This is a genomic window from Kushneria sp. Sum13 (genome assembly GCF_052692355.1).
The window spans coordinates 3,377,307-3,402,337 of sequence record NZ_CP199847.1 but is presented as its reverse complement, the minus strand read 5'-3'; the positions used below and the strand labels follow the sequence as shown (position 1 = coordinate 3,402,337).

General features: G+C 58.0%; 23 protein-coding genes. 12 read left to right on the top strand and 11 right to left on the bottom strand.

All coding sequences use genetic code 11. The features are described from left to right. Positions 1 to 16 precede the first annotated feature (16 nt). Complete coding sequence (locus tag ACUN8C_RS15745) at positions 17 to 1,159, top strand: App1 family protein (RefSeq protein ID WP_445620102.1); 1,143 nt, start codon at positions 17 to 19, stop codon at positions 1,157 to 1,159. A 9-nt stretch (positions 1,160 to 1,168) separates the two neighbouring features. Here ACUN8C_RS15745 and ACUN8C_RS15740 read toward each other — a convergent pair whose 3' ends face one another. Then, the gene (locus tag ACUN8C_RS15740) at positions 1,169 to 1,825 is read right to left on the bottom strand and encodes a DUF938 domain-containing protein (protein ID WP_445620101.1); all 657 of its coding nucleotides are present in this window, start codon (positions 1,823 to 1,825) and stop codon (positions 1,169 to 1,171) included. Positions 1,826 to 1,974: 149 nt separating this feature from the next. Between ACUN8C_RS15740 and dksA the strand changes: the two genes are divergently transcribed. The 5 genes from dksA (at position 1,975) to ACUN8C_RS15715 (ending at position 8,107) form a co-directional block, all read left to right on the top strand. Next, entirely contained in the window at positions 1,975 to 2,400 is a 426-nt protein-coding gene (gene dksA, locus ACUN8C_RS15735) for an RNA polymerase-binding protein DksA (RefSeq protein WP_445620100.1), read from the top strand. A 534-nt stretch (positions 2,401 to 2,934) separates the two neighbouring features. Beyond that, positions 2,935 to 3,357, top strand: a complete 423-nt coding sequence (locus ACUN8C_RS15730) for a hypothetical protein (RefSeq protein ID WP_445620099.1) — start codon at positions 2,935 to 2,937, stop codon at positions 3,355 to 3,357. After that, a complete protein-coding gene (locus tag ACUN8C_RS15725) occupies positions 3,326 to 4,555 on the top strand; it encodes a hypothetical protein (protein ID WP_445620098.1) in 1,230 nt (409 codons plus the stop codon). The genes ACUN8C_RS15730 and ACUN8C_RS15725 overlap by 32 nt, the downstream gene beginning before the upstream one ends. Before the next feature lie 35 nt (positions 4,556 to 4,590). Continuing rightward, positions 4,591 to 7,374 carry an EAL domain-containing protein gene (locus ACUN8C_RS15720; RefSeq protein WP_445620097.1) on the top strand — a complete coding sequence of 928 codons (2,784 nt, stop codon included), beginning with the start codon at positions 4,591 to 4,593 and terminating at the stop codon, positions 7,372 to 7,374. A 7-nt stretch (positions 7,375 to 7,381) separates the two neighbouring features. Then, a complete protein-coding gene (locus tag ACUN8C_RS15715; RefSeq protein WP_445620096.1) occupies positions 7,382 to 8,107 on the top strand; it encodes a GNAT family N-acyltransferase in 726 nt (241 codons plus the stop codon). 20 nt (positions 8,108 to 8,127) lie between these two features. On the opposite strand, the gene ACUN8C_RS15710 is transcribed toward ACUN8C_RS15715, so the two are convergent. Beyond that, on the bottom strand, positions 8,128 to 9,231 hold the full coding sequence (locus ACUN8C_RS15710; RefSeq protein WP_445620095.1) for an NADH:flavin oxidoreductase/NADH oxidase: 1,104 nt from the start codon (positions 9,229 to 9,231) through the stop codon (positions 8,128 to 8,130). A gap of 294 nt (positions 9,232 to 9,525) precedes the next feature. On the opposite strand from ACUN8C_RS15710, the gene ACUN8C_RS15705 reads away from it, so the two are divergent. Further along, the gene (locus ACUN8C_RS15705) at positions 9,526 to 10,254 is read left to right on the top strand and encodes a polyphenol oxidase family protein (RefSeq protein WP_445620094.1); all 729 of its coding nucleotides are present in this window, start codon (positions 9,526 to 9,528) and stop codon (positions 10,252 to 10,254) included. A gap of 63 nt (positions 10,255 to 10,317) precedes the next feature. On the opposite strand, the gene ACUN8C_RS15700 is transcribed toward ACUN8C_RS15705, so the two are convergent. The 3 genes from ACUN8C_RS15700 to gmhB all read right to left on the bottom strand — a co-directional run bounded on the left by ACUN8C_RS15700 (position 10,318) and on the right by gmhB (position 12,773). Beyond that, positions 10,318 to 10,869 (bottom strand): DUF924 family protein, encoded by a 552-nt coding sequence (locus ACUN8C_RS15700; protein ID WP_445620093.1) that lies wholly within the window; start codon positions 10,867 to 10,869, stop codon positions 10,318 to 10,320. Beyond that, positions 10,853 to 12,076, bottom strand: coding sequence for an FAD-dependent monooxygenase (locus tag ACUN8C_RS15695; RefSeq protein WP_445620092.1), 1,224 nt, complete (start codon positions 12,074 to 12,076; stop codon positions 10,853 to 10,855). The genes ACUN8C_RS15700 and ACUN8C_RS15695 overlap by 17 nt, the downstream gene beginning before the upstream one ends. Positions 12,077 to 12,191: 115 nt before the next feature. Next, positions 12,192 to 12,773, bottom strand: a complete 582-nt coding sequence (gene gmhB, locus ACUN8C_RS15690; RefSeq protein ID WP_445620091.1) for a D-glycero-beta-D-manno-heptose 1,7-bisphosphate 7-phosphatase — start codon at positions 12,771 to 12,773, stop codon at positions 12,192 to 12,194. A gap of 142 nt (positions 12,774 to 12,915) precedes the next feature. Here gmhB and ACUN8C_RS15685 point away from each other — a divergent pair, with 142 nt between their 5' ends. Continuing rightward, positions 12,916 to 13,383: a DUF4168 domain-containing protein gene (locus ACUN8C_RS15685; protein ID WP_445620090.1), complete on the top strand. Its 468-nt coding sequence runs from the start codon at positions 12,916 to 12,918 to the stop codon at positions 13,381 to 13,383. Between the two features lie 159 nt (positions 13,384 to 13,542). On the opposite strand, the gene ACUN8C_RS15680 is transcribed toward ACUN8C_RS15685, so the two are convergent. The 3 genes from ACUN8C_RS15680 to ACUN8C_RS15670 form a co-directional block, all read right to left on the bottom strand. Next, the gene (locus ACUN8C_RS15680; protein ID WP_445620089.1) at positions 13,543 to 14,739 is read right to left on the bottom strand and encodes an MFS transporter; all 1,197 of its coding nucleotides are present in this window, start codon (positions 14,737 to 14,739) and stop codon (positions 13,543 to 13,545) included. 93 nt (positions 14,740 to 14,832) lie between these two features. Then, complete coding sequence (locus tag ACUN8C_RS15675) at positions 14,833 to 15,762, bottom strand: hydroxymethylglutaryl-CoA lyase (RefSeq protein ID WP_445620088.1); 930 nt, start codon at positions 15,760 to 15,762, stop codon at positions 14,833 to 14,835. A gap of 1 nt (position 15,763) precedes the next feature. After that, positions 15,764 to 17,062, bottom strand: coding sequence for a CaiB/BaiF CoA transferase family protein (locus ACUN8C_RS15670; protein ID WP_445620087.1), 1,299 nt, complete (start codon positions 17,060 to 17,062; stop codon positions 15,764 to 15,766). Positions 17,063 to 17,220: 158 nt separating this feature from the next. Here ACUN8C_RS15670 and ACUN8C_RS15665 point away from each other — a divergent pair, with 158 nt between their 5' ends. The 3 genes from ACUN8C_RS15665 (at position 17,221) to ACUN8C_RS15655 (ending at position 20,104) form a co-directional block, all read left to right on the top strand. Next, a complete protein-coding gene (locus tag ACUN8C_RS15665; protein ID WP_445620086.1) occupies positions 17,221 to 18,147 on the top strand; it encodes a LysR family transcriptional regulator in 927 nt (308 codons plus the stop codon). Between the two features lie 152 nt (positions 18,148 to 18,299). Further along, entirely contained in the window at positions 18,300 to 18,599 is a 300-nt protein-coding gene (locus tag ACUN8C_RS15660; RefSeq protein ID WP_445620085.1) for a hypothetical protein, read from the top strand. Positions 18,600 to 18,601: 2 nt separating this feature from the next. Next, the gene (locus tag ACUN8C_RS15655; protein WP_445620084.1) at positions 18,602 to 20,104 is read left to right on the top strand and encodes a sodium:solute symporter family protein; all 1,503 of its coding nucleotides are present in this window, start codon (positions 18,602 to 18,604) and stop codon (positions 20,102 to 20,104) included. Positions 20,105 to 20,243: 139 nt separating this feature from the next. Here ACUN8C_RS15655 and ACUN8C_RS15650 read toward each other — a convergent pair whose 3' ends face one another. From ACUN8C_RS15650 to glyQ, 3 genes are read right to left on the bottom strand one after another with little or no spacing between them, the layout of a single operon-like run. Next, positions 20,244 to 20,786, bottom strand: coding sequence for a GNAT family N-acetyltransferase (locus ACUN8C_RS15650; RefSeq protein WP_445620083.1), 543 nt, complete (start codon positions 20,784 to 20,786; stop codon positions 20,244 to 20,246). Next, complete coding sequence (glyS, locus tag ACUN8C_RS15645) at positions 20,783 to 22,900, bottom strand: glycine--tRNA ligase subunit beta (RefSeq protein ID WP_445620082.1); 2,118 nt, start codon at positions 22,898 to 22,900, stop codon at positions 20,783 to 20,785. The genes ACUN8C_RS15650 and glyS overlap by 4 nt, the downstream gene beginning before the upstream one ends. Beyond that, a complete protein-coding gene (gene glyQ / locus ACUN8C_RS15640) occupies positions 22,900 to 23,862 on the bottom strand; it encodes a glycine--tRNA ligase subunit alpha (protein WP_445620081.1) in 963 nt (320 codons plus the stop codon). Before glyQ ends, glyS begins: the two co-directional genes overlap by 1 nt. A 204-nt stretch (positions 23,863 to 24,066) precedes the next feature. Between glyQ and rfaD the strand changes: the two genes are divergently transcribed. Further along, on the top strand, positions 24,067 to 25,026 hold the full coding sequence (gene rfaD, locus ACUN8C_RS15635) for an ADP-glyceromanno-heptose 6-epimerase (protein WP_445620080.1): 960 nt from the start codon (positions 24,067 to 24,069) through the stop codon (positions 25,024 to 25,026). The last annotated feature ends 5 nt before the right edge of the window (positions 25,027 to 25,031 follow it).

The following is a 25,031-nucleotide window of genomic DNA, read 5'->3' as shown; positions in this document are numbered from 1 at the left end:
TACCGGGTTAAGCTCAATGCCACGTCGCTCCACTACCACCCTGATCAAGGGCCTTAAAAAACTGCTTCACGTGGTGGCGCGTCCGGCCAAGTCAGAAAAGGTCCATGGCGGCAGGTTGATTCATACCTATCGGGGGTACGGCACGCATCGTGAAGTGTTCATGATGGGCCGGGTCTTTCGCCAGCCTGGTTTTAACCTGAACCTTCCCGAGAATTCATGGCGCCGTGACCTGGCTGATATCGTGCGGCGTACCGTGCGCTGGGGCATCAAGTACATCGATGTTCAGATCCAGCTGGGGGGAGAAACGGTTACGGTCACCACCGACCGGGATGGCTATTTCAACGCCCATATTCAGCTCAACACGCCCCTGCCCGGTGATCAGATCTGGCATGAGGCACATCTTCGCATTCTGTCGCCGAGCAAGGACCAAAAGAGTGTCCGCGCCAACGATAGTGCGGGGGGCGAGGCCGTCGCCGATATTTATATTCCACCGGCCGATATCGACTTTGCCGTTATCAGCGATATTGACGACACGGTGATGTATACCGGCGTGGCCAACAAGCTGAAGATGATGTATCACCTCTTCATTGCCCGCGCCGAGCAGCGCATGGCCTTTCCCGGCGTGGCGGCCCTTTACCGGGGCTTTCACGTGGGCGATGGTGATCAGCACTGTCAGCGCCCGCTTTTATACGTCTCGCGGGCACCGTGGAGCATCTATGAGATGCTGGAGGCGTTTTTCCGCCTCAATCGCATTCCGGTCGGGCCGATTTTGTTCCTGCGCGAATGGGGGCTGACCCTTCAGCACCCGCTGCCGCGCAAGGCAGAAGACCACAAGCGCGAGCTCATCGAGACCATGCTCGAGCTTTATGATCCCCTGCCATTTGTGCTGATCGGCGACAGCGGCCAGCATGATCCCGAAGTCTACACCGAGATTGTTCGAGCCTACCCCGGGCGCATTCGAACGGTCTATATCCGGGATGTCAGTAACGATGCCGATCGTCAGCAGGCCATCGAGGCGCTCTCTGCTCAGATCAACAAGGAGCAGAACCACGAATGCTCGCTGGTACTGGCCTCTGACAGCCTGACCATGGCCGAACATGCGCACGAGCAGGGCTACATTTCCAGTGACGCGCTTGAACGCGTGCGTGAATCCCAGTAATGCTCGGCGTCAGCGCCTGCGCGACAGTCGAAGACAAAGGTTATTGGCCGGCATCTCGATGATCTCGGTCATTGTCAGACCGGCGTCCTGTGCTGCTGGCAATACCTCCTCCTCCAGATCCCGAACGCCCCAGCGATGATCGCGAGCCTGAAGGCTCTGATGGAAAGCGGCGTTACTCTCGGCCTGGTGGACCCCGTGGCGGCTGAAGGGGCCATACAGCAGCAGCCATCCCTCTGGTGTCAGATACCGTGCAGCGCCTGCCATCAGATCCAGCGTGGCCTGCCACGGCGCGATATGGATCATATTGAAACACAGCATGGCATCGATACTTTCCGCTTCCAGCGGCCATGGCTGTTGCGCCACCTCCAGGGCCAGGGGGATATGCAGCCGGACCTCAGGCATTTCACGACGCAGCACTTCACGCCAGGCGGCAATCGAGGCCAGCGCTGCAGGATGTGCGTCGCTGGGAATGAATTCGTGCTCCGACATCTCGCGGGCAAAGTGCACAATGTGTTCGCCGCTGCCACTGGCAATTTCCAGTATGCGCGACCCTTTGCCAAGCCGCGCCCGGAGAACGTCCAGCAGGGGCGTCTTGTTGCGCTGCGCTGCCGGACTGTACTGTCGAGCGTCATCTGGCGTAGTGCTCAGATCATCCATGGTGTTCATGTTGTCTCCTGTTCAGTGCGGTCACGGACAGGGTATCCGACCACAGTCGTCTGGGCTGAATTTGAACTACCGACCATACTTGCCCTGTCACGTCGGTTTTCTGCTATGTTAGAACGCTTTTTTGAATGGACTCAGTGAGGCGAAGCATCATGACAGCCAATATCCCTGCCAACGAACAAGAGCTTCTCGCCATGCCGGCTGAGGACTATATGAACGAGGCGCAGCTGGCGTATTTTCGCCAGTTGCTGCTCAACGAACGCAAGGAAGTCGAAACGACGCTTGAAGAAATGCGCGGCAGTATCGGTATGGCTGAAAGCAGCGGAGATGACAGCGACCGCGCCGCCAGTGAAGAAGAACTGCGGTATACCCTGCGTCAGGCCGATCGCGAAACGCGTCTGTGGCGCAAGATCAACGCAACGCTCGATCTCATTGATGAAGGAGAGTACGGCTTCTGTGAAGAGACCGGTGAGCCTATCGGGCTCAAGCGCCTGCTGCTGCGCCCGACGGCCACGCTTTCCATCGAGGCCAAGCAGCGTCAGGAGCAGCAGGAAAACCATTACGCCCGCCGCCGCTGAAAGATGTCTTCAATGTCGGGTGTTCCTGCCGGCCCTGTTTAAAAATCGCCCCATCCCGGGGCGATTTTTTATATCCTTTCTCTGTTTTCCCTGGGCGCTGACCCTTCTCAATACCCGTCCAGACCATTCTAAAAGCTGAAAAGCGAGGCGTAGCAATACCAGAAAGTTAATGATAATGAGGTTTTGAGCAATTAAGTGAAAAGTACGCGTCGTATCACCCGATCTGCACATATACATTTCTAATGTAAGCGTTATCATTCTGTAAAAGAACAATGCAAAGGCATCGGCACAGGGCCATCATGACAGTCTTTAGTCTGTATTTTTAATGCAGGTGGATCTGAAAAAGCCTGGTTAATGACGATATGCACGGATGAAACGCTGCTTCTTGAGCCTTTGATGCTGACGCCGTGCAGGCATGATGGCCGTCTCATATCGGACCCCCGTTGACGAGACGCGCCGACTCATGCTGCCTGAGGTAGCTGGAAGTGGCTTTTATTCTGGCAAGGGCAGGGAGCCTGAAAAATGCCGAAAGGCATGATGGTACTAGTATCGCTGGCCATGTTGCTGCTCCTGAGCGGTCAGGCGGCGTATGCCCAGGAATCGGTGGTATTGATTGCTAATCCGTCAACGCCGCCTGGCAGCATGACTCGGGAAACCGTGCGCGCCATTTTTGCCATGCGCCAGCGTACCCTGCCCGATGGCGAGGCGGCACATGTCTTTGTGCTGCCCGACAAGCATCCCTTGCACGAGCGCTTTACCAAGGAAATTCTTGGCGTTTACCCCCATCAACTACGCCTTTCCTGGGACCGGCTGGTCTTTTCCGGTACGGGACAGGCGCCCAATGAAGTCGGCTCGGTTGAAGAGATGAGACAACGTGTGGCCAGTACACCAGGCGGACTGGGCTATCTGGATAAAGGAGCCGTGGATGATAGCGTCAGCGTTTTTTCGCCGGAGTAATCGCGGCTGGCGCGCCCTGTATGCCTCCACCCTGGTGACAGGGGCAATAGTTGCCGGCACCGCACCGGCGCGTGCCGATATTCTTGATACCGTGCAGGCGCATGGTTTTTTGAGTCAGGCGCTGATTGTCAGCCGACACAATGATTTTTTTGGTCCCAGCAGCCAGAATGGTGGCAGCCTCCAGTACACGGAAATCGGCGCCAATGTGTCCATGCGTCCGACCAATAACCTGCTCATTTCTGCTCAGGCCCTGAGCCGCCGGGCAGGTGATGATAATAGTGACTATGAACCGAAACTGGATTATGGACTGCTCGATTATCAGTTTTTTGCAAGCGATTCTCGAGTTTTTGGAACTCAGATTGGAAGAATCAAGCATCCGTTCGGTATATATAATAAGACTAGAGATATTGCATTTACTCGGCCGGGGATATTACTTCCTCAATCCATTTATTTTGATAGGACCAGGTCTTTCGGGTTGTCGTCTGATGGTATTCTTTTTTATGAGGAAGAAAGGTTAAGCAACGGTATCATTTATTTTTCTATAGAAGGTGGGTGGCCAAACTTAAATGGTGATGCAGAATCTGCTCTAAATCCTTGGGGTCTTGATTTGTCCATAGACATGGATGGACAGTTTTCTTCATTAAGTCAAATCCGATACGAGCACGATGGTGGGAAAATTGTTTTAGCACTTAGTGCTGCCGACGTTAATGCGAACTTTAATACCAATTCTTCGATACTCGGTGATGGGAAATTCAAATTTCAACCGATTGCCTTGTCCGCACAGTATAATAGTGCTGACTGGAGTCTAACGGCAGAGTATGCGCTGAGAAGAAGAAAGGTTAGTGAACTTGATGTTTCTGAACTAAACCAAAGCGTGATTGGAGACAGCTGGTATCTCCAGTATGACCGACGGCTTTTTGAGGATTGGCGCTGGCTGGTACGCTACGACGTTATGTCCAACAACTGGCATGATCGAAGCGGAAAACAATATGAAAACGATAATCTCGGTCCTGCACACTCAAGATTTGCCAGAGATCTGACGCTGGGGTTGAAATGGCAGCCGTGGACAAATTTATTGCTATCTGCCGAATATCACAATATTGATGGTACGGGATGGATTCCGCCTGAGGATAATAATAGAGAAGATCTCGACAGATACTGGGATATGCTGATGTTTCAGGCCTCCTTTTTATTCTAGTTGTTAAAGTATACAAAAGAGGCTGCATAACAAATATGAAGCAAAATTTTTTCAGCCTTAAATGGCGCGCTATATTTCTGACAAGCCTTGTCTTGCTGGGACTCGCGTCTGTTTTTACTTTTGTCAGCCACATTAACATGACTCGTCAGTTTCAAGTCATGCAAAACAACAACTATGAACGGCAGATCAATGAAATTGATGTGTCCATCAAGCGTGACAGCAATGATCTTCGCCAGCTTGGGAGTATTGTGGCGGCCTCCGAAAGCCTCGGTGTCTCTCTGATAGCTCAGAACGTTGCAACAGGAGAAGAAGTTCTTGAATCGCAATGGCCTACCCTGCAACTGGGGAGCGGTCTTGAAGAGATTACGGTATTTAATACGGACGGTAGTGTTTTTCTACATGTTGGTCAGCCACAGTCCGGCATCGATGATGGCATAACGGCTCGATGGGGAAAGGAAGTTGGCCGCAGTGAAATGCCTCAAAGCAAGGTGTTTTGTCGTCAGGACTGCAGGCAGTATGCGATTGTTCCCATTCTTTTAAAGGGTAATAGCGTTGGAAGTGTTCTGGTGGCGCGACCGCTTGCCGATGTTGCGCTTTATGCGCTTCAAAATGCAGGCGGCAATATCGCTCTTGTGCTGAATAACGATAAAAAGAATATGGAAAGTGATCATTATATCAATGACTGGTCAATGACGGTTACTGCGATTACGGATGAAAAATCTACGCTCTCACTGCTAAGAGCCGCTGTAGAAAAATTCTCATTCAAACAGCTTCTGGGAAGCCCCCGTATTATCAAGCATCGGGATCGCTTCTACGAGTTGCTGGCCATGCCCATAGAAGCCGAAGAAGAAAGCAGTGAAGGTTACTTTATTTTAACTTCGGATGTCAGCGATCAAATCAGTACCATTAATCATACGACGACCTATACGTTATTGATTGCATTGAGTGGGTGGCTCATCGCTGAAATACTACTTTTTGGAATCATGTGGCGCCCCATGGCGCGCCTGAGGCGCCTTACTTATTTGCTGCCAGTGCTTGCACAGGGCGGCTTCGACAAGATTCGCCAGCACGCAAAAGTGAGAAGCGGGCTCTGGCATGATGAAATCGACGTGCTGGGTCAAACGGCTCAGACGCTGGCCAACCAGTTGGAAGTACTTGAAGAAGAAGTCGATTTCAAGGGCAAACAGCTCAATGAAAGGCTTATGGAGCTTTCTCATGAAAGAGATTTTATCACTGGCCTTCTGAATACGGCGCATGTGCTTATCTTTACGCAGGATATCAATGGCCGTATTACATTGGTGAATCAATATGCCCTTGAATTACTGGGCATGAAGAAACAACAGCTTATTGGAAAGCGGTTCAAGGATATTTTTCATCTTCATGCTCGAACATTGAGCCCATCGATGGAACAGCATGAAAGCGTCGTCAGAGGCGCTCAGCAGGAAGAGAAAATTATTACCTGGGTGCATACGACCATGGGAGATAACGATAAAACGGCACAACGCATCTCCGTAGGGCTCGATATCTCGGCACGCAAGAAAGCGGAACAACAGCTGGAATGGCTGGCCCACCGTGATCCATTAACCTCTCTTTATAATCGACGTTTTTTTCAGCAATCTCTTGAAGCTGCCATTGCGCGCGGTGCTCATGGAGCCGTGCTTTATCTGGACCTTGATCAGTTCAAAATGGTTAACGAACTGGGTGGTCATCATGCTGGCGACCAGCTCTTGCGGCTGGTAGCAGATGCGCTGAGCAGCGAACTTGCCGGAGAGTGTATTGTCGCCCGTCAGGGAGGAGATGAGTTTTCCATCCTTCTTGAAACTGCTAATGCGCAGGAAGCTGTCGTCACCGCTGAAAAGGTTCATAAAAGACTTGAAAGCATTCTTTTTTCCGAGAATGGGCGCCATCATCGAGCCATGGCCAGTATTGGTATCGCTCTTTATCCCGAGCACGGAGAGAACGAAACGGAACTAATGGCCAGTGCCGATCTTGCCATGTACAAGGCGAAGGAAAAGAGCACGCAAAAATGGCATCTACTGTCTTCCATTCACGAATCCCGTGAACAGTTGCAGGAGAGAGTGTATTGGGTCGAACTTATCCGCTCATCGCTTGCAGCCGGCCGGTTTACACTGATGCTTCAGCCAATTGTTCGTATTGATGACTTTAGTGTCAAACACTATGAAGTCCTGCTCAGGATGCATGATGAAAACGGCCTGCTACATATGCCTGGCTCCTTTATACCGGTGGCAGAGCGCTTTGGATTGATTGTTGAAATAGACCGCTGGGTTGTTAAAGAAGCTGTTTTGTTATTGGGTGAGTTTAAGGATGATCAGGTCAGTTTTGCCATCAATCTCTCAGGGCAATCACTTCATGATGATTCAATCAAAGATTTTCTTGAAAAGGAGATGGAGAAAAATAGTGTTTGTCCCTCCAGAGTTATTATCGAGATCACTGAAACGGCTGCTGTGTCTGATCTAGCGACCGCAAGAAACGTCTTGCAGAGTATTAGCGAGCTAGGTTGCCATATAGCTCTGGATGACTTTGGAGTAGGGTTCAGCAGCTTCCATTATCTGGATCAACTACCCTCTGACTATATAAAGATCGACGGGTCTTTTATTAGAAACATGCTCGATAACGATAAGGATAGACTGATTGTAAAATCGATCGCTGATATTGCCCATGGGTTTGGGAAAAAAGTTATTGCAGAGTTTGTGGAGGATGAAAAAATGATAAGTATCCTTGAGCTATATGGTGTTACGTATGCGCAAGGTTATTATGTGGGTCGTCCTCAGGAAGTGAAGAAAAATAAAGTCATGTGAGAGTCATATGGATACCGTAGAAAGATTTTTTCTTGATTTCGACGTGAGAATCGCATCCTCGGATAAAGATAGATTTTCCGTTTATAATTTAAGGTATAAGGTTTTCCTGAAAGAACTGGGGTACATGCTTTCTGATCTGACAGCAGAGGAACAAGAGAAAGATTCGCACGACAATCATGCTATTCCTTTAATTGTTGTCTGCAGAAAAACGGGAGAAATAGCAGCGTGTACAAGAATTGTTATACCTGTGCCTCCAAAGTATGAAAAGCTTCCTGTAGAAGATCATTGTGGGATGAACCTTTATAATGATGAGGTTAATGTTTCAATGATATCCCGCGAAAAAATATGTGAAGTTTCTCGTATTGTAGTAGCAAGTGGTTTTAGAAAATCATCTTCTGGGACCATGACAAATAGATTGATAACTCCTGCTTTGTATGCATATGTGGCTGTTCTGCTCGATATACTTGACCGACCACACATGATCTGTTTTTTGGAAACAAATTTTGCTCGTTTGTTATCAGTTATGGGTTTGCAAGTGAAGAAAGTTAGTGAGGATCATGATGTTTGTGGTATTCGTGCAGCCCACTATCTTAATACACGCACAACCCTAAGTACCATGTCAGCTGCTTTTTTGAGTGTTATGGAGAGATTTAAAAAAGAGGTGGATTATACTGCTGAGGATTTAATTGATGTGGTTATGGAGAGCATGAAAACATGCAAAGAGGCTACTTAGTAGCCTCTTGTATCATCTTGTTATTTCAAAAAAAGATCCTTGTACTGATGCGGCTGCGAGCGCAGATATTGATTGGGCGCTGCCACCTGGGCACCCAGTGCCGCAGCGGCATGCCATGGCCAGCGCGGGTTGTACAGCATGGTCCGGGCCAGTGCGACGGCGTCGGCGTCGCCCGTGGCCACGATGGCTTCTGCCTGTTTCGGCTCCGTGATCAGTCCTACCGCAATGGTTGGCATGTCAACGACCTCACCAATGGCACGCGCCAGGGGCACCTGATAATTCGGGCCTACCGGAATTTGCTGGGCCGAGGTCAGCCCACCACTTGAGACATGAATGAAGCTGCAGCCGCGGGCATCGAGTTCACGGGCCAGCGTCTGGCTCTCCTCGACACTCCAGCCGCCGTCTGCCCAGTCCGTGGCAGATATACGGACGCCGACCGGTCGTTCCTGCGGAAAGACCTCGCGCACCGCATCAAAGACCTCAAGCGTCAGTCGCATCCGGTTTTCCAGGCTGCCGCCGTACTCGTCACTGCGCTGGTTGGACAGCGGCGACAGAAACTGATGCAGCAGATAGCCGTGAGCAGCGTGAATCTCGATCGCCTCGATGCCTAGGCGCGCCGAGCGCTCGGCGGCTCGCTTGAACTGCTCGCGGATCTCGCCGATCTCCTCGGAGGATAGTGCGTGCGGGGGATTCTCTTCATTACCGTAGGCGATGCTTGAAGGAGCAACGGTCTGCCAGCCGCGCGCCGCATCCGGCGCGATCTGTGCGCCCCCTTCCCAGGGCACATGGGTAGAGGCCTTGCGTCCGGCATGACCAAGCTGAATCCCCAGCGGCATATCCGAATGGGCACGGATGGCTTCCAGTGTTTTTTTCAGGGCTTTTTCATTGTCATCGTTCCAGAGCCCGAGGTCACCATGACTGATGCGGCCTTCCGGCGAGACGGCCGTGGCTTCCAGAATCAGCAGGCCAGCGCCGGACAGCGCCAGATGCCCCAGGTGGATGGTATGCCAGTCGGTCGCATTGCCCTCATGGGCCGAGTACTGACACATGGGGGCAATCAGGATGCGATTGGGCAGTTCAAGCTGTCCAAGTTTAAGCGGCTCGAAAAGACGAGGGGAGGGCATGAAAATTCTCCTTTGATGACGGGTCCAGCAGAGGGGGGAGAGTCTGACATGAATTTATTTTGTTAGCACGCTATCAGAAACGATGAGGTGCATCGAAAATTTTTTTGCGCCTGTCAGGAACTCTTTTTCAGTGGGTGACTCAAAGTCAGTGTTCCCTTGAATGATCCCTTGCAAGAAATATTCTTGTCGCCTGCCATCCCCTGGCAGGCTTTTTTTTGCCTGTTATACGGGGCTGAGCCCGTGCCGGCACCAAACACCTACAATCAAGGCATGCGCGTCACCGGAGCTCCGCCCATGATCACGTCCTGTCTGCTGTCAGATATCCCCTCAATAGCGCATGGCTTCGGCCACCGACAGATGCTGACGCCCGAGTCTCTTGTCGGATTCGAGGCGGCACGCCCACAAAAGCAGCAGGTACACGGTACGCGTATCGTGATGGTCGAGAGGCCGGGGCAGGCCTGCGGTGAGGCCGACGGATTTCTGACCGATCGGCCGGGTATTCCCGTGTCGATCGTCACGGCAGATTGCCTGCCGATTTTGTTGGCGCATCGTAGCGGCAGGTATATAGGTGCCCTGCATGCGGGCTGGCGCGGCCTGCTTGACGGCATTATCGAGGTAATGCTTGAACGCATCACGGCGCAGTGCTGGGACAATCTGTCGCAGTGGCGGGCGGTGGTCGGGCCGGCCGCCGGTGCCAGGGCCTATGAGGTCAGCGAGGCACTGGTCACCCGATTCAGGGCGTCCCTGTCGATACCCGATGAGATCATATCGCCCTTGCCGCGCCATCTGGCGCTGGGTGCCATCGCCTGTCACAAGCTGGAGGCCGCCGGTGTCGGTGAGATCGAGCATCTCGACCAGTGTACGATCACCACGCTGACGGATGGCGGTGCCGGGGCGCTGGATGGCCCTGACCCGGACGCATATCGGTTCCAGAGTCATCGGCGTCACAAGCTGACCCATCCTGAGCCTGATGAGCGCCCGAAGTTGCCCAATCAGCATGCGGGGCTGGTGATCCTGCCCTGACATTCTGCTTCTGACCCTGATGTTTCACGTGAAACATCGTGTGTCGGTTAGAACGATGGCCTGCTAGAACGAGGAACCCGGCGTGGCCAGGAAGGCACGCTCTTCAGGCATGCTGTCACGGCCCAGCACGTCATTGCGATGGGGATAGCGGCCAAAGCGCTCGAGAATGGCCCGATGACGATGTTCCACGTCGAGATGGCGCTCGAGACCGGGCTGATCGAAAAGCCTGATGGCCTCCTGATGAATGAGCAAGGATTCACTGTGCATCCAGGGCATATAGAGAAAGGGGCGCTGCGTCAGGGACAGGCGCTGGTCACAGCCCAGACGAACGGCCTCCTGAGCCAGTACCAGTGCCTGTGCATCATGGGAGAAGGCACGGGGATCACCGCGATAGACATTGCGGGAAAACTGGTCGATCACGATGATCTCGGCCAGGCGACCGCTATCGCTGTGACGCCAGTGAGACAGTTCGCCCTGGCGTGCCGACACCAGCAGCGCACCAAAGCGTGTGGCAATGGTGCTGTCCAGGGACTCATCGCGTCGAAACCACTGTCCGGGCGTCAGTTCCTCAAACCAGAACGCGAGAACCTCATCACTGTCATGACGATGTGTCATGGTCCGCAGGCCCCTTGCCGGTGGTCAGTGGCTGACCGGTGGCCAGTGACATCATGAAACGCTTGACCGGCCCCATGCGGTCGGCCCCTCTCAGCCCTCTTTCTGCCAGCGTGCGCAAGGGGGCAAACGGCAGGGTGAAAAGGTGATGCAGCTGCTCGACGCCGGTCAGCATGGCAGCGTTACGCGGCCATTGGCGACGCTGGTAGCGGCTCAGCGCCTGGTCGTTGCCCGGATCACTTTCATGCTCAAGGGCATCGGCCAGCGAGGCCACATCGGCCAGCCCCAGATTGATGCCCTGACCGGCCATCGGATGGATCACATGTGCTGCATCTCCAATCAGCACAACGCGTTTGCCCGCATATCTCTGGGCATGCAGCCGGCGGATCGGGAAGCGTCCGCGCTCGATGATGGTGTCGATCTGCCCAAGACGCGTTGGGAAAGCCTCGATGATGGCCGCGCGCAGCGTGTCATCACTCATGCTCATGCGCTTCTGGATCTGTCCCGGGCGGTCATACCAGATGAGCGAGGCCTGTCGGTCATGCAAGGGCAGCAGGGCGACCGGGCCGCTGGGTGTAAAGATCTGCCAGGTGGTATGACCGGGCGAGCCGGTCAGGCGCACATTGATGATCATGGCCTCCTGAGCGTAATCGCGCTGCTGGCTGCTGATACCGGCCAGATGGCGGACCTGAGAGCGTGCGCCGTCGGCGCCGATGATCAAACGGGTGTGAAGCGCCCGCCCATCCTCGAGCAGGCCATCCACATGGTCATCATGATGATGAAATGACGACAGGCGCGCGTCACTGATCAGGGTGACCTGCGTCAGCGAAGCCAGGGTCTGCCATAGCGCTGCACGCAGGCGATCGTTTTCGACAAAGACGCCAAAGCGTGCCAGATCGATGTCCTCGGCGCTGAAACTCAGCGCATCCGGCGCATTGCGGCTGCCGGCTTCCAGCCGATTGAAATCGGTCAGAAAACGCGCCGGCAGATGGGCCATGACGCCGGCCTCTTCCAGCAGGGTCAATGCGGCACTGTTGAGCGAGGTGGTACGAAGCTGCAATGCCTCATCAGGCATTTCGGGGGTGCGGTCACCGTCGAGTACCGTGATGGTAAAGGCGGTGCGCTGCGCCAGTCGGGCGGCCATGGCCAGTCCTGCAATGCCGCCGCCGACAATGACGATGTCGGATGTGATCGTGCTGGTGTCTGTCATGGTTACGCCGCCCGTGTGAACAATGCCGTGTAAAAGAGAGAGATCAGTATAAACGACGCCTGCCGACCTCGCGTGGACCGTGCGCGTCGGTGCCGCAGGCCGTTACCGACGGGCATTACCGACGAGGCGCGGTTAGAGCCGGATCATCGGAGAGCAGACGGTTGGCAAAATCGAGCAGTGACTCGGTAATCACGACATCGTCGGGGCGGTCGAGCTGATCCAGATCCCCCCGGGTGATTTCTCCCTTGCCGGTCAGCACCAGCGCCGTTTTGCACCCCGCGGCCTGGCCGGCCTGCAAATCGCGCAGGCTGTCACCCACCATCCAGGCGTCATCAAGACACTCAAGCCGGCACAGGTCGCGAATCTGATACAAGAGCCCGGGTTTGGGCTTGCGGGTATCACTGTCATCGTCCGGGCCGTGAGGGGAGTACACCACATGCGTAATGTGCCCGCCGGCGGCCTCGACCTCATCACGCATCTTGTCGTGCATGGCCGTGAGCGTGTCTTCCGTGAAGTAGCCCCGGGCGATGCCGGACTGATTGGTGGCCACCGCCAGCGTCCAGCCCGCCTGATGCAGGCGAGCAATGGCTTCCAGCGCCTGGGGGAAGGACAGCCATTGTTCGGGGCTTTTGATGAACTCGATGGAATCCTCGTTAATTACGCCATCCCGGTCGAGAATAATCAGTCCTGCACTCATGTCAGCGCTCTCTGCAGTGGTCCCCGAGATCGGGTTTTGAGGTGAAATGACGCCAGGTCCCGATGCTGCGTTCACAGTCGGTTTCTGGACGCCCTGCCATGACTACATTACATTGAATCAAATTCTTTTTTCGGAGTTCCCCATGAAAAAGCCTGTATCAATGCTCGGCGCGGCGCTCATTACGGCGAGCCTGGTGGCTGCACCGATGGCCATGGCAGGAAGTCAGAGTGCCTCGCAGGGCCAGCAGCAGGCCCCGGCGCAGATGCAACAGCCTCAGCCTGTTGAGGCCGGTACCCTTTCAAAGCAGTACAAGGATGACGAGCTGCGCTCGTTTCTGGACGTCAATCGCGACATGATTCCGGTCATCAAGGGCCTTTCCAGCAAGGACGTGAAAGACCAGCAGCAGGCGCAGTCGATGATGCAGGAGTTCCAGAGCAAGACGGAAGACTCCCTCAAGCAGCATGACCTGTCCGTGCAGCAGTATCAGCAGATCGGGACCGACGCCTCACGCGATAAAGCGCTGGAAAAGCGTCTGATCAATATGGACCCCGAGCTCTACAAGCAGCTTCAGTCCATGCAGTCGCAGGCCCAGCAGCAGCCGGCGAAGTAACGCCGGGCGCCGAGGCGGCCAACACCGCCTCGGTGGCATCAGCAAACAAAAAGGCCGGCTCGCCATTTGGCGGGCCGGCTTTTTTTGTGCCTGGTTTTTAAGCCCGGCTTTTGAGCTTGACCATGGCGCTTTTCAGGACTGAATCAGGTCATGACGAGATCACACTGCCGGGTTGGTGTCATGTCGATGACCTCGCCACCAGATCGCAAGCCCCACCAGACTTGTGAGCGCTCCGAAGGCCGTGACCCCGGTCCAGCCGGTATGGCCGTAAAGCCATGCCGACACCAGCGAGCCGGTGGCCCCGCCCAGAAAGTAGCTCACCATATAAGCGGCATTGAGACGGTTACGGGCGTCCGGGTCGATGCGATAGACCATGTTGAGGTTGGTGATGTGCACCAGCTGTACGGCGATATCGAGTACCAGCACGCCGATCACGATCGCCACCATTGACCGCTCGGCCCAGAACAGCGGCAGCCAGCCCATCAGCAGCAACAAGAGTCCTGCGGTAGTGGTCAGCCGTGCCCGGCCTCGATCGACCTGACGTCCTGCCCAGGGGGCCACCAGGGCACCGGCCGCGCCCAGAAGCCCCAGAAGGCCAATGGTGGCATCACTGAACTGCCAGGGCGGGTTGGATAACAAAAAGGCGACCGGTGTCCAGAAGGCGGCAAACAGCATAAAGGTCAACGCGCCCAGCGCGGCGCGCAGGCGCAGCGCCGGATGCGTGGCCAGAAGCGTGCCCACCGAGCGAATCAATGCCGTATAGCCAAGCCCTGCGTGGGTGCTGAGCCGGGGCAGGGCACGCCACAGCAGCAGGGTAGTGACCAGCATCAGGACGGCGGCCACCATGTACACCAGCCGCCAGTTGCCCAGCGTCGAGAGTGCCCCTGCAAAGGTGCGTGCCAGCAGAATGCCGATCAGAAGGCCACTCATGACGGTGCCCACGGCGCGACCGCGCTGCTCTGGAGCGGCAAGCGTTGCCGCAAAGGGCACCAGCACCTGAGCGACCACCGAGAAAACACCGGTAATGGCCGTGCCCAGCAGCAGCACGGCGAGATTGGTAGACAGCGCGCTGACCACCAGACCCGCAGTGGCCAGCAGCATCATGGTGACCACCAGCCGGCGCCGTTCGATCATGTCACCCAGCGGCACCAGCAGCAGGAGACCGGCGGCGTAGCCCAGCTGCGCGGTGGTCACGATAATGCCGGCCCCCGACCAGCTCAGATCGAGCTGTTGGGCAATGGTGTGCAAAAGCGGCTGGGCATAATAGTTGCTGGCCACCGAGATGCCGGTGGCCACTGCCATCAAGAGCAGCAAGGGGGTGGGCAAACCCTCTGCGGTGTTATCCCGGGATGTCACGGCAAGCGCCTCTCTGGGTCAAGGCTGAACAGGAGTGGCGCAGTGTGAGCCGGTTTGAATCCGGGCGCAAAAGAACAATTGTGGCCGTGGGGGCTATGACGGCCGGGCGTGCTCGGGCAGCGGATAGCGCCGGCTCGAGCGCCCGGCCTTCACCACCTGCCCCGGCACCTCATGACCGACCAGATCAGACAGGGTGCTGGAGACCGCCAGCAGTGCGTCGAGATCCACCCCGGTATCGATACCCATTTCCTCGAACATGTGGACCAGATCCTCGGTGCAGACATTGCCGCTGGCGCCGGGCGCGAACGGGCAGCCGCCCAGCCCGCCGAGTGCCGCATCAAAGCGGATGACCCCGGCCTGCCAGGCCGAGAAGGCATTGGCAAGGCCCATGCCGCGAGTGTTATGCACATGCAGGGTCAGCGCCAGTTCGGGCCAGCGGGTAAGAACCTGCTCACACAGTGCCCTGACCTGCATCGGGTTGGCCATGCCGGTGGTATCGCAAAGAGACACGCCGCCAATGCCCAGTGCCGTTAGCCGCGCCACAATGTCGATCACCCGTGAGGCGGGCACCTCGCCATCAAAAGGGCAGCCAAAGGCGGTCGAGATCGAGGCGTTGATGAACACCTCATGGCCACGCGCCTGCTCGATGATGGCGGGAAAGCGCTCAAGCGACTGCCAGGGCGTCATGCGCAGATTCGCCAGACCATGCCCGTCACTGGCCGACATGACCAGGTTGAGTTCATCGGCGTCGGCCGCCAGAGCCCGCTCGGCGCCGCGCTCGTTGGGCACCAGCGCGACGTAATCCACGCCTTCATGGCGGGTAATACCGGCCATCACCTCACCGGCATCGGCCAGATTGGGAATCGCTTTTGGCGAGGTAAACGAAGTGGCCTCGATTTTTGCCACACCGGTGCGGGAGAGGGCATCGATCAGAGCGATTTTCTCAGCCGTGGGTACGAAGCGCTGCTCGATCTGCAGGCCATCACGCGGGGCGACTTCCTGAATATACACGCGCGGGTTCATGTCACGCTCCCTTGTCCGTACGCTGCGCCGTCGTCGCCGGGGCAGTGTCGGACGAAAGGGTATCGGGCTGAGGGGTGTCATACAGCACGCCACGCTCGAACAGCGCCTGCTGGGTGTCGGCATCGATGCCCAGCTCGTTTAGCACATCACGCGTATGCTGGCCCAGCCGCGGGCCGCCGCCTTCGATGCGCCCCGGCGTGCGGCTGAGTTTGGGCATCACGCCCGGCACCTTCAGCTGGCGGCCTTCGGCGGTAATGATGGTCTGGATCATCTCGCGGGCCTGATAGTGCGGGTCATTGACGATATCGCACGCGGTATAGGGAAAGCCCACCGGTACACCAGCAGCGTCCAACGTGCTCAGCACGTGCTCGCGGTCATGGCGGGATGTCCAGTCGGCGATCGCACTATCGATCCGCTCGGCCTGACGCGAGCGGCCGTCGTTGTGCGCAAGTGCCGGGTCTTCCGCTAGGTCCGGTCGCTCGATGGCCTGCATCAGCCGTCGATAGATGCTGTCACCGTTACCGGCGATCAGGACATGCTCGCCCCCCAGGCACGGGTAGGCATTGGATGGCGTGATGCCGGGCAGGGCACTGCCGCTGGGTTCACGGATCACACCGGCGCTATCGTATTCGGGGATCAGGCTTTCCATCATGGCAAATACCGATTCATACAGCGCGACATCAATGTACTGTCCCTGGCCGCTGGTGTGGCGCTCCTGCAGGGCCAAAAGCGCCCCGATCACGCCGTAGAGTGCTGAAAGCGAATCGCCCAGGCTCACCCCCACCCGTACCGAGCGCTCACCGGGATGGCCGGAGAGATAGCGCAGGCCGCCCATGGCTTCCCCGATCACGCCAAAACCGGGGCGGTCGCGGTAGGGGCCGGTCTGGCCGTAGCCGGAGATGCGCACCATGATCAGGGCCGGATTGGCAGCACTCAGCGCCTCCCAGCCCAGCCCCCACTTCTCGAGTGTGCCGGGGCGGAAGTTTTCCACCACGATGTCGGCCTCGCGGGCCAGCTGGCGCACGATCTCCTGACCCTCTTCGCTTCTCAGATCAAGAGAGAGCGAGCGCTTGTTGCGGGTCTGGACATGCCACCAAAGCGAGGTGTCTTCCTCGACAATACGCCAGCGGCGCAGCGGGTCACCGGTGCCGGGCGGCTCGATCTTGATCACATCGGCGCCGAATTCGCCAAGCAGTTTGGTGGCAAACGGGCCAGCAATCAGCTGGCCCAGCTCCAGCACTTTCAGACCGGTCAGCGCCTGAGGCTGGTCGGTGGCAGAGATGGCATCATGGGCTGTCATGGGGTGTCCGCTCTCGGGCATGGTGATGACCATGAGGATGGCCGAGCGGCCCTCGGCGTCACAATTGGGGTTTGACCAAGGCAGCGTTCGCAACCGGCGAAGACACTGTTAGTCTGGTAAATATGGTCAGACTGTCAGGCCGACCGAGCGGAGCCCTCATGAAGCGTCTTGATTTTGTCACCCTGCGCCTTTTCGTGGCGATCGCCGACGAGCGCAGTCTGACCCGTGCGGCGCGCCGCGAGCATCTGGCACTGGCCGCGGTCAGCAAGCGCATCAGCGACCTGGAAAACCAGATCGGCATTTCGCTGCTTTATCGCCGCCCGCGAGGCATCGAGCTGACGCCGGCAGGTCATGCCTTTTTGCATCACGCCCGCCTGATGCTCGAAGGGCTTGCGCGTCTTGACGCCGACATGAGCGAATACAGCGTCGGCATCAAGGGCCATATCCGCCTGCATGCCAACACCTCATCGGTGATCGAGTTCCTGCCGGACGATCTGGGCGATTTCATGAACCGCTTCCCGCAGATCCGCATCGACATGAAGGAGCGGCTGAGTCACGAGATCGTGACCGCCGTGCGCGACGGCCTGGCCGACATCGGCCTCTATGCCGGTCATGTGCCGGCCGAGGGACTGGATGCCCGGCTGTGGCGCTGCGACCGGCTGGTGCTGGTTGTGCCGCAGCAGCATCCGCTGGCTGAAATGCCGGCAGTGGCGCTCGAGCAGGCGCTTGACAACGACTTTATCGGCCTGGAGCAGGATGCCTCGTTGCAGGCGCTGCTGCAGGACGGGGCGCGCCGGTTTGATCGACCGCTGCGCATGCGCATTCAGGTGCGAAGCTTTGAAGGTATCTGTCGCATGATCGATCGCGGCATGGGCATCGGCGTGCTGCCTTGTCGGGCGGTTGAGGCCGAGCGCCTTGGGCTTCGTCTGGCCACGGTGCCCCTGACCGATGGCTGGGCACTGCGCGAGCTGCACCTGGTCATGCGCGACTACCACGGCCTGGCGGTGCCTGCCCGCCAGCTGGTGGATCATCTGCTGCGCTGCGGCGAGCGTGACCGCCATACCGAGTTATCGGCTCAGGCGTAGCCGAATCTGCGACCAACGTCCTGGTGCTTCGTCGCTGGCGAAGCCGCGCTTGTTCAATGATCAATATTCAGCCCTGGTGAGCGCTCGATAGAGTCCCTCCTGGACCCTGTCCGTCGCGCTCGCGACGGTATCACTGCCCGGGAGCACGTCTCATGAAACCCAGAATGTCCGAGCCCGTTCGAAAGCGCCGTGTCTGGATCGGCTTTATCGTGCTCTTTGTGCTCATCAACCCCTGGTACTTTGCCAGTGACGCCGGCTCGACGCTGGTGCTGGGCATTCCGGTGTGGTCGCTGACCGTTCTGGGGGCATCACTTCTGCTGTCGATCTTCATCACCTGGACGATCAGGACCCAGTGGCAGACCGACAGCGATGAACTTTATGGCGGTGGACAGGAGCGCGGTGATGGCGACCGTGACCAGCGCCGCGGCGTTCGCCACGACGAGGAGAGATAAGCATGGAAGTTGAACTGGCGTTCAGCGGCTGGTCGGGTATCTTCGTGCTCGCCCTTTATGGTGCCCTGATGCTGGGGGTGGGCGTGTTTGCCTATCTGCGCAATCGTGGCATGCGTGAAAGCCTGGATGAGTACTACCTGGGCGGGCGCGGCCTTGGGGTGATGGTGCTCTTTTTCACCTTCTTTGCCACCCAGTACAGCGGCAATACCGTCATCGGTTATCCGCCGACGGCCTATCGCATGGGCTATCAGTATCTGGTCTCGGTGCCGTTTTTCATCATGATCATCATGGTGTATCTCTTCTTCGCGCCACGTCTTTATGCGCTGGGACGGCGCTTTTCACTGCTCACGCCGGTGGACTGGATCGAGCTGCGCTTTCGCTCCAAAAGTGTCTCGATTCTGGCAGCCATCCTGATGCTCTATGGCCTTGCCAACTATCTGCTCGAGCAGTTCGTGGCGATCGGGCAGGGCGTGTCGGGCCTGACCGGCGGCACCATTCCCTATCAGGTCGGCGTGATCTTTTTCATTGTCATCATGGTGGCCTACAGCTGGCTGGGCGGCATGCGCTCGGTGGCCTATACCGACACCATTCAGGGCATCGCGCTGCTGTTCGGGGTATTTACGCTTTTGATCGGCTCGCTGTATTACTTTGGCGGTCTGCCGTCGGCGGCGGCGTACATGCAGGCCAATGCACCCGAGAAGCTCAACCCGCCTGACGCCGCCGGGCTGACCCGCTGGTTCAGCCTGCTGGTATTGGTCGGTATTGGCGCGGCGATCTATCCCCACGCCGTGCAGCGCATCTTCTCGGCGAAAAGCGAGGCGACCCTGAAGCATTCGTTCATTCGCATGGCCTACATGCCGTTTCTGACCGCAGGGGTGGTATTCACGGTCGGCATCATCGGCATTGCGGCCTTCCCGGGGCTCTCCACGGCGGACTCCGAGCAGCTGGTCGGCATCATGGCCAATGCGCTGGCCAACCAGAACACGTTCTTTTACTGGGCGATGGTGCTGCTGTTTGGAGGCGTGATCGCTGCCATCGTGTCGACGGCCGACTCGGTGCTTTTGACGTTTTCCTCGATCATCTCCAACGACCTGTACGGGCGCTATATCAAGCCCGAGGCCAGCGAGTATCAAAAGGTGCTGGCCGGCAAGCTGGTGGGGCTGGCGGCGGTGGCCATTCTGATCGTGATTGCCTGGTATCCGCCGGCCACGCTCTACCAGATTTTCGTGCTCAAGTTCGAGGTGCTCATCCAGGTCGCACCGGCGCTGATTCTGGGGCTCTACTGGACCCGCCTGAACGCCCGCGCCGTGTTCATCGGCATGCTGGCCGGCGCCGTCATGGCCGGTGTGTTCACCTTCATGGGCTATCGGCCGCTGGGCATCTACAGCGGACTCTGGGGCCTTGTGCTTAATACCAGCATCTGTGTAGTCGGCACACTTGTGGCAGGCGTTGATGCTGCCAGCCGCGAGCACGCGCGCAAGGTCATCGGTTTTCAATATGACTAGCCGGCAGGGGGGATAAAAAAGGAAGGGGATCAAAAAGAAAAGGGGCATAAAAAAACGGGCAGACCGCCTTGAGTGGTCTGCCCGTTTTTTGTTTCACGTGAAACACCGGCTTTTTCAGAGGCCGGCTTTTGAGGTCGACCTAGCCCAGTGTCTTTTCCAGCACGACAAAGCGCAGATCATCGCGTTTCGGGATGCCAAAGCGCGTATCGCCATAGGGGAAAGGCAGATACTCGCCGGTACGATGGTAGCCGCGACGTTCATACCATGCGATCAATTCCAGCCGCACATCGATCACCGTCATGCGCAGCCGATCAAGACCCAGCTCCTCGCGCGCCACGCGCTCGGCTTCTGCCAGTACGGCCTGACCAATGCCATGGCCCTGTAGCCAGGGGCGCACGGCAAACATGCCGAAATAGCCGGCGCCATCCTGCTCGGCCACGTGGGCACAGGCCACCAGTTCGTGGGTGCTGTCCCCCGGCCGTTCGGCAATGATGATGTGGCTGGCAGGACGCTCGATGTCGGCACGCATCACCTCGGGGGCAATGCGCTCGCCTTCGAGGAGATCGGCTTCCGTGGTCCAGCCGCTACGGCTGGACTCCCCGCGATAAGCTGACGTGACCAGACTGACCAAAGCCGCCACATCGCTGGGTGTGGCACGACGAAAATGAATCGTGCTGCTCATGACGATTGTCCCAGCAGCGCAATATCGGCGACTTCGAGGAAGAGTCCCTGCAGGCCGGCGAGCAGCGCCAGACGGTTGCGCCTGAGCGCCTCGTCATCGCTCATCACCATGACCTGATCAAAGAACGCATCCACCGGCGCCTTGAGTTCGGCCAGCGCGTCCAGCGCACTGGCATAGTCGCGTTGGGCGATCAGCGGTGCGGTCTCCTCGCGTTTTCTCGAGACGGCTTCAAACAGCGCCTTCTCGGCCGGTTCGGCAAGATGCGCGGTATCGACTTCGGCCGGCACATCGCCGGACTGCTTGGCGAGGATATTGGCGACACGCTTGTTGGCCGCGGCCAGCGCCTGGGCTTCCTCGCGATGGGTGAAGCCATGAACGGCGCGCAGACGTCGCTCGAAATCAAACGGACGCGTGACAGGGCGGGCTCGCACGGCCAGATAGGTCTCGGCGCTCATGCCGGCCTCCAGCGCCCAGGCGCGGAAACGGTCGAGCATGTAGTCCTGCACCTCATCCACCAGCGCTGTGACGTCAGTGACGCTGTCGTGCTGGCCGGCGGCTACGGTCAGAAGCTCGCGCAGGTCAAGATCCAGCTCGGCCCCCACCATGATGCTGAGCACGCCAATGGCGGCGCGACGCAGGGCAAAGGGGTCGCGCGTGCCGGTCGGGCGCTGACCGATGGCAAAGATCCCGGTCAGGGTATCCAGACGGTCGGCAATGGCCAGTGCCTGCCCGATCGGTCCCGAGGGAATCTCGTCACCGGCAAAGCGGGGCAGGTACTGCTGATAGATGGCGCTGGCGACGGCCTCGTCTTCGCCATCAAAGCGCGCGTAGTAGGCGCCCATGATGCCCTGAAGTTCCGGGAACTCAAGGACCATTTCGGTGACCAGATCGCACTTGGCAAGCGTGGCGGCACGCGCGGCCTGCTCGCCGCTGTCGCCCAGGCTGTCAGCGATGGTGCGCGACAGCACTTCCACGCGCGCGCTCTTGTCAGCCAGCGTGCCCAGCTTTTGCTGAAAGACCACGCTTTCAAGCGATTTGATGCGCGCGGCCAGCGGGCTTTTGCGATCGGTTTCGAAGAAAAACGCGGCATCGGCCAGGCGCGGGCGAATGACGCGCTCGTTGCCCTCGATCACCTGACGCGGGTCGCGGCTTTCGATATTGCTGACGGTGATAAATGCCGGAATCAGGTTGTCCTGCTCATCAAGCAGGTGGAAGTATTTTTGGTTGGCCTTCATCGACGAAATCAGACACTCTGCCGGCACCTCCAGAAAACGCTCGTCAAAACGCCCGGTCAGCGCCACCGGCCATTCAACCAGGCCTGTGACCTCATCCAGCAGAGTGTCTTCGATGACCGCTTTGGCACCGAGTACGCGAGCCTGCTCGCGGACCTGCTCGACGATCATGCTGCGACGCCTGACCATATCGACGATCACGTAACCCGGATTTTCGAGTCTTTCGACATACTCATCGGCATGAGCCAGCTCGATGGGCTGATTGTAATGATAGCGGTGGCCGCGGGTGGTCCTTCCAGACTCAAGCCCCAGCAGTTCACAGGAAACAACCTCGTCACCATAGAGCATGACCAGCCAGTGGACCGGGCGCGAAAATTCGACCCGCGAAGCACCCCAGCGCATGCGCTTGGGTACCGGCAGGGCGTCCACGGCGCGGCGCACGATGTCAGGCAGAAGCGCCGTAGTGGCTTCCCCCGGCTGAGTATAGCGATGGCCCAGGCGCTCGCCCTTGTCGGTTTCAAGGCGCGACAGCTCGCTCACGTCCAGGCCCAGCGAGCCGGCAAAGCCCTGGGCGGCCTTCGTCGGGTTGCCTTCCTTGTCAAAGGCGGCCGCCACGGCCGGGCCAAGACGCTCGATCTGTTGATCGGGCTGGTATTCGGCCAGACGGGTGATGCTGACCGCCAGACGGCGCGGCGTGGCCAGCGGCAGCACTTCGCCGTACTGGACGCCGGCATCAGACAGGGCGTTTTTGACGCCGAGGGCCAGCGCGTCGACCAGCTCGGCCAGTGCGCCAGGCGGCAGCTCTTCACAGCCCAGTTCGATCAGAAGCGTGCGCGTGGGTGCCACAGCGTTGTTGGAGGCCATCGTGTTGTCAAAAGCCATCAGATCACTTCCTTCTGACCGAGAATTTCAGCGCGCACGTCAGGTGAGGCCAGCGGGAAGCCGGCTGCCTCGCGTGAGGCGTAATAGGCATGGGCCACGTCGCGGGCCAGGGTGCGCACGCGCAGGATATAGCGCTGACGCTCGGTCACCGAGATGGCATGACGGGCATCGAGCAGGTTGAAGGTATGCGAGGCCTTGAGCGTCTTTTCATACGCCGGCAGCGGCAGATTGGCCTCCAGCAGCGCCCTGCAGTCGCGCTCAAGGTGGTCGAAATCGGCAAACAGCGTCGGCACGTCGGCATGTTCGAAGTTGAAGGTCGACTGCTCGCGCTCGTTTTGCAGATAGACGTCGCCATAGGTGATCGTCGAGCCGTCGGGGGCGCGGGTCCAGATCAGGTCGTAGACGCTGTCGACGTCCTGCAGGTACATGGCGATGCGCTCGAGCCCGTAGGTCAGCTCGCCCATGACCGGGTAACACTCGATGCCGCCGGCCTGCTGGAAATAGGTGAACTGGGTCACTTCCATGCCGTTGAGCCAGATTTCCCAGCCCAGCCCCCAGGCGCCCAGCGTGGGCGATTCCCAGTTGTCCTCGACAAAGCGGATGTCGTGGATGAGCGGGTCGAGTCCGAGATGGGCAAGCGAGCCCAGATAGAGCTCCTGGAAGTTCTCCGGCGACGGCTTCATCACGACCTGAAACTGGTAGTAATGCTGCAGACGGTTGGGATTTTCCCCGTAGCGGCCGTCGGTCGGACGGCGCGAAGGCTGCACATAGGCCGAGTTCCAGGACTCCGGGCCGATGGCGCGCAGGAAGGTCGCCGGGTGAAAGGTACCCGCGCCGACCTCCATATCCAGCGGCTGCATGATGACGCAACCCTGCTGCGCCCAGTACTGTTGCAGGGCCAGAATCAGGCCCTGAAAGGTTTTTACGTCTGGCGTCGACGCATTCGTGGATGAAACCGTCATCGGGGAACCACCGTTGGCCCATGAATTCAATAGCCCACAAGTATACAATCAGCGCCATGCGGGTTATAGGGCTGCGTCGATTCGGCGATGCCCGGGCCATGGCAGACAGGCCGGATAGAGCGTCCAGAAGACGCTACGCTTGTTACCAACCGACAGGCGTCTTCGGCGCCGCTGCCCCTTGAATTCAATGCAGGAGTACGTTTCATGATCGTCGTTACCGGCGGTGCCGGCTTTATTGGCGCCAATCTGGTCAAGGCACTCAATGCGCGCGGTCGCGAGGATATTGTTGTCGTTGACGACATGACCGAGGGCACAAAATTTCGCAATCTGGCCGACTGCCAGATTCAGGACTATCTCGACAAGGATGACTTCCTTGAGCGGGTCCGACGCGACGCCCGACTGCCGCGCATCGAAGCGATCTTCCACGAGGGGGCCTGTTCGGCCACCACCGAGTGGAACGGCAAGTACATGCTGGAGAACAACTTCGAGTACTCGAAGGTGCTGCTCGATTACTGCCAGACGCATCAGATTCCCTTTCTCTACGCCTCCTCTGCCGCAACCTACGGCGGCAGCGAGGTCTTTGTCGAGGCCCGCGAGCATGAGAAGCCGCTCAACGTGTACGGCTATTCCAAGCTGCTGTTCGATCAGTACGTGCGCGCCCGCTGGGACCAGCTGACCACTCAGGTAGTGGGCTTTCGCTACTTCAACGTCTATGGGCCGCGCGAGCAGCACAAGGGGTCGATGGCAAGCGTGGCCTGGCATCACTACACCCAGGTCATGAACGGCGAAAACCCGAAGCTGTTCGGGGCGTATGACGGCTATGAGGCCGGCATGCAGAGCCGGGATTTCATTCATGTCGATGACGTGGTGGATGTGAACCTGTGGTTTCTCGACCACCCGGATCAATCCGGCATCTTCAACCTGGGTACCGGGCGCGCCGAGCCCTTCAAGACGATTGCCGAGACGGTGATCGAGATGACCGGGCGCGGCGAGATCGAATTCATCGACTTTCCCGAGCACCTCAAGGGGCGCTATCAGAGCTACACCTGCGCCGACATTTCGCGTCTGCGCGAGGCCGGCTATGACCGTGAATTCCGCGGCCTGGCCCAGGGCGTTCAGGACTACATGCACGCGCTTGGCGTGACGGGGAACCGCGATTCGTGAGTGAT

Excerpts from the sequence above, each read along its gene's own strand:
- ACUN8C_RS15650 (WP_445620083.1), bottom strand. The coding sequence starts at position 20,786 with ATGAGCAGCACGATTCATTTTCGTCGTGCCACACCCAGCGATGTGGCG.
- ACUN8C_RS15730 (WP_445620099.1), top strand. The coding sequence starts at position 2,935 with ATGATGGTACTAGTATCGCTGGCCATGTTGCTGCTCCTGAGCGGTCAG.
- ACUN8C_RS15710 (WP_445620095.1), bottom strand. The coding sequence starts at position 9,231 with ATGCCCTCCCCTCGTCTTTTCGAGCCGCTTAAACTTGGACAGCTTGAA.
- ACUN8C_RS15720 (WP_445620097.1), top strand. The coding sequence starts at position 4,591 with ATGAAGCAAAATTTTTTCAGCCTTAAATGGCGCGCTATATTTCTGACA.
- ACUN8C_RS15675 (WP_445620088.1), bottom strand. The coding sequence starts at position 15,762 with ATGAACCCGCGCGTGTATATTCAGGAAGTCGCCCCGCGTGATGGCCTG.
- glyS (WP_445620082.1), bottom strand. The coding sequence starts at position 22,900 with ATGGCTTTTGACAACACGATGGCCTCCAACAACGCTGTGGCACCCACG.
- ACUN8C_RS15655 (WP_445620084.1), top strand. The coding sequence starts at position 18,602 with ATGGAAGTTGAACTGGCGTTCAGCGGCTGGTCGGGTATCTTCGTGCTC.
- ACUN8C_RS15665 (WP_445620086.1), top strand. The coding sequence starts at position 17,221 with ATGAAGCGTCTTGATTTTGTCACCCTGCGCCTTTTCGTGGCGATCGCC.
- ACUN8C_RS15725 (WP_445620098.1), top strand. The coding sequence starts at position 3,326 with ATGATAGCGTCAGCGTTTTTTCGCCGGAGTAATCGCGGCTGGCGCGCC.
- rfaD (WP_445620080.1), top strand. The coding sequence starts at position 24,067 with ATGATCGTCGTTACCGGCGGTGCCGGCTTTATTGGCGCCAATCTGGTC.
- ACUN8C_RS15670 (WP_445620087.1), bottom strand. The coding sequence starts at position 17,062 with ATGACAGCCCATGATGCCATCTCTGCCACCGACCAGCCTCAGGCGCTG.
- ACUN8C_RS15695 (WP_445620092.1), bottom strand. The coding sequence starts at position 12,076 with ATGACAGACACCAGCACGATCACATCCGACATCGTCATTGTCGGCGGC.
- ACUN8C_RS15715 (WP_445620096.1), top strand. The coding sequence starts at position 7,382 with ATGGATACCGTAGAAAGATTTTTTCTTGATTTCGACGTGAGAATCGCA.
- gmhB (WP_445620091.1), bottom strand. The coding sequence starts at position 12,773 with ATGAGTGCAGGACTGATTATTCTCGACCGGGATGGCGTAATTAACGAG.
- ACUN8C_RS15660 (WP_445620085.1), top strand. The coding sequence starts at position 18,300 with ATGAAACCCAGAATGTCCGAGCCCGTTCGAAAGCGCCGTGTCTGGATC.
- ACUN8C_RS15740 (WP_445620101.1), bottom strand. The coding sequence starts at position 1,825 with ATGAACACCATGGATGATCTGAGCACTACGCCAGATGACGCTCGACAG.
- ACUN8C_RS15685 (WP_445620090.1), top strand. The coding sequence starts at position 12,916 with ATGAAAAAGCCTGTATCAATGCTCGGCGCGGCGCTCATTACGGCGAGC.
- glyQ (WP_445620081.1), bottom strand. The coding sequence starts at position 23,862 with ATGACGGTTTCATCCACGAATGCGTCGACGCCAGACGTAAAAACCTTT.
- ACUN8C_RS15745 (WP_445620102.1), top strand. The coding sequence starts at position 17 with ATGCCACGTCGCTCCACTACCACCCTGATCAAGGGCCTTAAAAAACTG.
- dksA (WP_445620100.1), top strand. The coding sequence starts at position 1,975 with ATGACAGCCAATATCCCTGCCAACGAACAAGAGCTTCTCGCCATGCCG.
- ACUN8C_RS15700 (WP_445620093.1), bottom strand. The coding sequence starts at position 10,869 with ATGACACATCGTCATGACAGTGATGAGGTTCTCGCGTTCTGGTTTGAG.
- ACUN8C_RS15705 (WP_445620094.1), top strand. The coding sequence starts at position 9,526 with ATGATCACGTCCTGTCTGCTGTCAGATATCCCCTCAATAGCGCATGGC.